Origin of the sequence: Dietzia sp. CQ4 (assembly GCF_014145125.1) — a bacterium.
GTDB lineage: Bacteria > Actinomycetota > Actinomycetes > Mycobacteriales > Mycobacteriaceae > Dietzia > Dietzia natronolimnaea.
Window position 1 is genome coordinate 1 of record NZ_JAALDZ010000279.1, and the last position, 4,894, is coordinate 4,894.

Annotated in this window: 4 protein-coding genes and 1 pseudogene; 3 read left to right on the forward strand and 2 right to left on the reverse strand. The window is 70.1% G+C overall.

The window, feature by feature from the left end:
- Both G6031_RS14770 and G6031_RS14775 read right to left on the reverse strand, forming a co-directional pair.
- The coding region (locus G6031_RS14770; protein ID WP_182653657.1) for a transglycosylase domain-containing protein at positions 1-2,163 on the reverse strand (2,163 nt) is incomplete at its 3' end.
- A 119-nt stretch (positions 2,164-2,282) separates the two neighbouring features.
- Positions 2,283-2,681 (reverse strand): DUF5318 family protein, encoded by a 399-nt coding sequence (locus G6031_RS14775; RefSeq protein ID WP_179526059.1) that lies wholly within the window; start codon positions 2,679-2,681, stop codon positions 2,283-2,285.
- Positions 2,682-2,987: 306 nt separating this feature from the next.
- Between G6031_RS14775 and G6031_RS14780 the strand changes: the two genes are divergently transcribed.
- The 3 genes and pseudogenes from G6031_RS14780 to G6031_RS14790 all read left to right on the forward strand — a co-directional run.
- Positions 2,988-3,539, forward strand: a complete 552-nt coding sequence (locus tag G6031_RS14780; protein WP_179526060.1) for a PadR family transcriptional regulator — start codon at positions 2,988-2,990, stop codon at positions 3,537-3,539.
- On the forward strand, positions 3,536-4,624 hold the full coding sequence (locus G6031_RS14785) for an inositol-3-phosphate synthase (RefSeq protein ID WP_182653658.1): 1,089 nt from the start codon (positions 3,536-3,538) through the stop codon (positions 4,622-4,624). Before G6031_RS14780 ends, G6031_RS14785 begins: the two co-directional genes overlap by 4 nt.
- A 24-nt stretch (positions 4,625-4,648) precedes the next feature.
- A pseudogene (locus G6031_RS14790) lies at positions 4,649-4,894 on the forward strand (hypothetical protein); the annotation flags it as partial.

Here is a 4,894-nt window from a genome sequence, read left to right on the forward strand (position 1 = left end):
GGGTGCCGGTGCACCGGCCCCCGGGATGACGATCTCGGGCAGGCCCGGGACGTTGAGCGTGAGCGGACCCGGCGCCCCGGGAGCCGGAGCGGGCTGCGCGGGGGCGGGGGCGACGCTGGGCTGGGGGACCGCCTGCTGGGTGGCACCCGTCCCGCCGGTGTTCCCGGTCCCCGTGCCGGAGGACTCCCACTGGGACGCGCCGGCCTGGCCACCGATGTACCCGGGGGACGGGAAGCTCTCCCAGTCGGTGCCGGACAGCGCGCCGTCCATCGCCGACTTCCAGATGTCCGCGGGGAGCCCGGACCCGTACATCGTCCCGCCCCACGCGTTGAGCAACGGCTGGTTGTCGTCGGTCCCCACCCACACCGCCGTGGCGATGGACGGGGTGTAGCCCACGAACCAGGCGTCCTTGTTGTACCCGGTGTCGCCGAGCTGGGTGGTGCCGGACTTGGCGGCCGAGGGACGGCCGCCCGCGAGCGAGTTGCCGTTGGAGTAGGCGGCGATCGGCTCCATCGCGGAGGTGAGGTTGTTGGCCACGTCGGCGTCCACCACCCGCTCACCCTCGGGGGCCGAGTTGTCCAGCAGGACCTCGCCGTCGGCCGTCTCGACCTTCTCGATGAAGTGGGTCGGCCGGTGGACGCCCTCGGCCGCGAAGGTGGCCAGGCCCGTGGCCATGTCGCGCACCCGGATCGGGTACTGACCCAGGATCAGACCGTCGTAGGGATCCTCGCCCTGCTCGGTGAGGGTCTCCCACGGCAGGCCGGGGATCTCCTTGGCGACACCCGCGCGATGGGCCATGTCCCGGACGTCGTTGGCCCCGTTCTCCAGCATCCGCTGCAGCCGGATGAACGAGGTGTTGAGGGACATCTTGAGCGCCATCGCGACCGAGCACGACCCGCAGGACTGGCCGTTGACGTTGGTGACGGTGACGTTTCCGGTGGTCACGGGCGCCGAGGAGATCTGGGTGCCCAGCCCGATCCCCTGCTCGAGGGCGGCGGCCACACCGAAGATCTTGAAGGTGGAGCCGGTCTGCAGCGGGGCGTTGGCGTAGTCCCAGCCCTCGGCGTCCTCGCCGCCGTAGTAGCCGATCACGCCGCCCGTGCGCGGGTTGATGGAGACGACCGCGGTCCGGTTCTCCGGCCTCTCCCCCTGCATGTTGCTGCGAGCGGCCTCGACCACCGCCTCCTGGGTGGACGGGTCGATCGTCGTGGTGATCTTGAGCCCGCGGGTGTTGAGCATCTGCTCGTCCAGGCCGGCCATCGCCAGCTCCGCCAGCACCTGACGACGGATCGCCCCGTTGGTGGGGTCCCCGACGTTCTGGTCCACCGCCTGGGGGTCCTCCACGACCTGGGGGAACACCGCCATGCCGCGCTGCTGGGCGTCGATGGCCCCCATGTCCCGCATGCCGTCCATCACGTAGTTCCAGCGGCCCTCGGAGGCGGCGGCGTTGTTGAGCGGGTCCAGCGCGGACGGGGACTGGATGACGCCCGCGAGCAGCGCGCCCTCCTCCACGGTGAGGGCCTCCACCGGCTTGTTGAAGTACGCGGTGGAGGCGGCGGCGATGCCGTAGGCGCCGCGGCCGAAGTAGATGGTGTTGAGGTAGGCCCCGAGGATCTGGTCCTTGGACCACTCGTTGGTCATCTTGGCCGCGATGATGATCTCCTTGGCCTTGCGCTCATAGGTGGGAGCGTCGCCGACCATGGTGTTCTTGACGTACTGCTGCGTGATCGTGGACCCGCCGCCGGCGCTCGACTCGCCGGTGACCTGCCCGATCACCGCGCGGCCGATGCCCGTGGGGTCGTAGCCCTCGTTGGTGTAGAAGCTGCGGTCCTCCGCGGCGATGACGGCGTTGCGCACGTGCACGGGGATGGCGTCGACCTCCACCAGGGTGCGGTTGCCCTCCGGTGGGACGATGCGCCCGATCATGGTCGTGCCGTCGTTGGTGTAGATCTCGGAGATCTGGTTGGTGGCCACGCTGCCCGGGCGGGGGATCTCGGTGCGGTTGTAGGTCACCCCGACGATCACCAGCGGGATCACCAACAGGACGACGACGACGAGGATCAGCGTCGTCCAGGCAGGGTGACGCCGGAACCAGCCGCGCCGGGGCGAGGAGTCGTCCCGATCCCCGTCAGATCTCCCACGCGTCCTGTCACTTTGCGACATCTTCTACCCTCCTGCGAGCAGCTCCGACCGGTACGGGCGACCCCCGCTGACGGTGCATTGAGGTCCATTGTGTACGAAATCGCGCTCCACTCGGAACTCGGCGCACCCGGCGAGGGCGCTCAGCGGTGCCTGCGGAGCTCCCGCGCCGCCCGGCGCACGCGCCTGCCCTCGCCGGAGGCGAGGCCCACCTCATAGGACTCCACCAGGTGGTTCCACGAGCAGCTGCGACACACCTCCACCACGTGGACGGTGAACGCGTCATGGGTCAGTGCCAGCTGCTCGATCTCGTCCGCGCTCCGCGCCGATCCGGACGCCGCACCCAGGTCGTCGCCGAACACCCAGGACACCTCGGTGAGGTTCTCCTTGCGGCACACGGGGCACACGGTCCCGGTCTCCACGCCATGGAAACTCGCCGCACGCAGCAGATAGACGTCCGCGTCGCACACCTCGCGAAGAGCCGAGACGCCCTCACGGAGATCCGCCAACACCCCTCGACGCCGCAGGGCGAAATCCACCACCCGCCGACGCCGGAGGGCGTCGCGGCCGGTGGGGTCCTCCGGTCCCGGCGGGGGGCCGGGTCGCCGGGGGCGGAAGTCGGCGTGGTCCACGGGATCAGCCTACGACTCGCGCCGGACCCCCGCGCGAGTCCGGGGCACGAGCACGGGGGGTCCGGGGCGCGAGGCCGGGGGGTCCGGGGCCCGCGTCTGTCTCGATCCGTCCGTCCGATGTCACGGACGGGTATATCGGCGCGATACATCCGAAGGTGTACTCTCGGTGACCGTCGCGGAAACCCGCAGGCATGAGACGTCGAGGGGAGGGGTGTGGTGCTCGAACTGGCGATCCTGGGGCTGCTCGACGAGCGGCCCATGCACGGCTACGAGCTGCGCAAGCGCCTGTCCGAGATGCTGGGCACCGTCCGGACCGTGTCCTTCGGTTCGCTCTACCCCACCCTGCGTCGACTCCGGCAGCAGGGAGACATCGTCGAGGACGCCACGGCGGCCACCGCCACGCGTCCGCCGGCCACCGCACGACGCGGTCGGAAGACCTACCGCATCACCGCCGGGGGCAAGGAGACGTTGGCCGCCCTGCTCGACGAGCCCGGGGCCGCGTCGTTCAACGACGACGGTTTCGGCGTCCACCTGGCCTTCTTCGACCGCACCCCCGGGCCCGCCCGGGTGCGGCTCCTGGAGGGCCGGCGGCGGGTCCTCGAGGAGCGGCGCGAGGGCCAACGGGACGCGGCCACACGGACCGGCCCGACCGAACTGCGCTACGCCCGGCAGCTCACCCTGCTCGGCCTCGAGACCAGCGAGCGCGAGCTGCGCTGGATCAACGAGCTCATCCAGACAGAGAACCCATCACAAGGAGAATCCCCATGACCGACAAGAAGGTGCGCGTCGCGATCGTCGGCGTCGGCAACTGCGCGTCCTCGCTCGTGCAGGGCGTCGAGTTCTACAAGGACGCGGCGATCGACCAGACCGTCCCCGGCCTCATGCACGTCAAGTTCGGCGACTACCACGTCCGGGACGTCGAGTTCGTCGCCGCGTTCGACGTCGACGGCAAGAAGGTCGGCATGGACCTCGCCGAGGCGATCAACGCCTCGGAGAACAACACCCTCAAGCTCTGCGACGTGCCGCCGACCGGCGTCAGCGTCCAGCGCGGACCCACCCTCGACGGGCTGGGCAAGTATTACCGCCAGACCATCGAGGAGTCCGACGCCGAGCCCGTGGACATGGTCCGGGCCCTGCGCGACGCCGAGGTCGACGTGCTGGTCAGCTACCTGCCGGTGGGGTCCGAGGAGGCGGACAAGTTCTACGCCCAGTGCTGCATCGACGCCGACGTCGCCTTTGTCAACGCCCTGCCCGTCTTCATCGCCTCCGACCCCGTGTGGGCCGAGAAGTTCCGCTCCGCCGGCGTCCCGATCGTCGGCGACGACATCAAGTCGCAGGTCGGCGCCACCATCACGCACCGCGTGATGGCCAAGCTGTTCGAGGACCGCGGTGTCGCCCTGGACCGCACCTACCAGCTCAACGTGGGCGGCAACATGGACTTCAAGAACATGCTCGAGCGCGAGCGCCTGGAGTCCAAGAAGGTCTCCAAGACCCAGGCCGTGACCTCCAACCTCGAGGGCTCCCTCAAGAACAAGATCCACGACCGCAACGTGCACATCGGCCCCTCCGACTACGTGGAGTGGCTCGACGACCGCAAGTGGGCGTACGTTCGCCTCGAGGGACGCGCGTTCGGCGATGCTCCGATCAACCTCGAGTACAAGCTCGAGGTGTGGGACTCGCCCAACTCGGCCGGCATCATCATCGACGCCGTCCGGGCGGCCAAGATCGCCAAGGACCGCGGCATCGGCGGACCGATCCTGCCGGCGTCGGCGTACCTCATGAAGTCCCCGCCGGAGCAGATGGCCGACGACAAGGCCCGCGCCGAGCTCGAGGCCTTCATCATCGGAGCCTGACCCCCGCTGGAAGAACAGGAACGCATGACCCACACCGCGACGAACCGCCAGCTCTCCCCCACCGGGCGTCGCCGTGTCCCGGCCGTCATCGCACTCGCGATGGCGGCCGGGGTCGCGCTCGCCGCGTGCTCGGGGGCGGAGGAGACCGCAGCCCCCGCCTCGCCGACCACGCAGGGGACCACCTCGTCGTCGTCATCGACTCCCCCGACCCCCTCGCCCGTGGCCGAGACCGCCGATCCCGTCTCCGCACCCGCGGCGCCCGCGGCCCCC

What these genes read in the sequence shown, in the direction of transcription:
- G6031_RS14785 (WP_182653658.1), top strand. Translation starts at nt 3,536, where the DNA reads ATGACCGACAAGAAGGTGCGCGTCGCGATCGTCGGCGTCGGCAACTGC.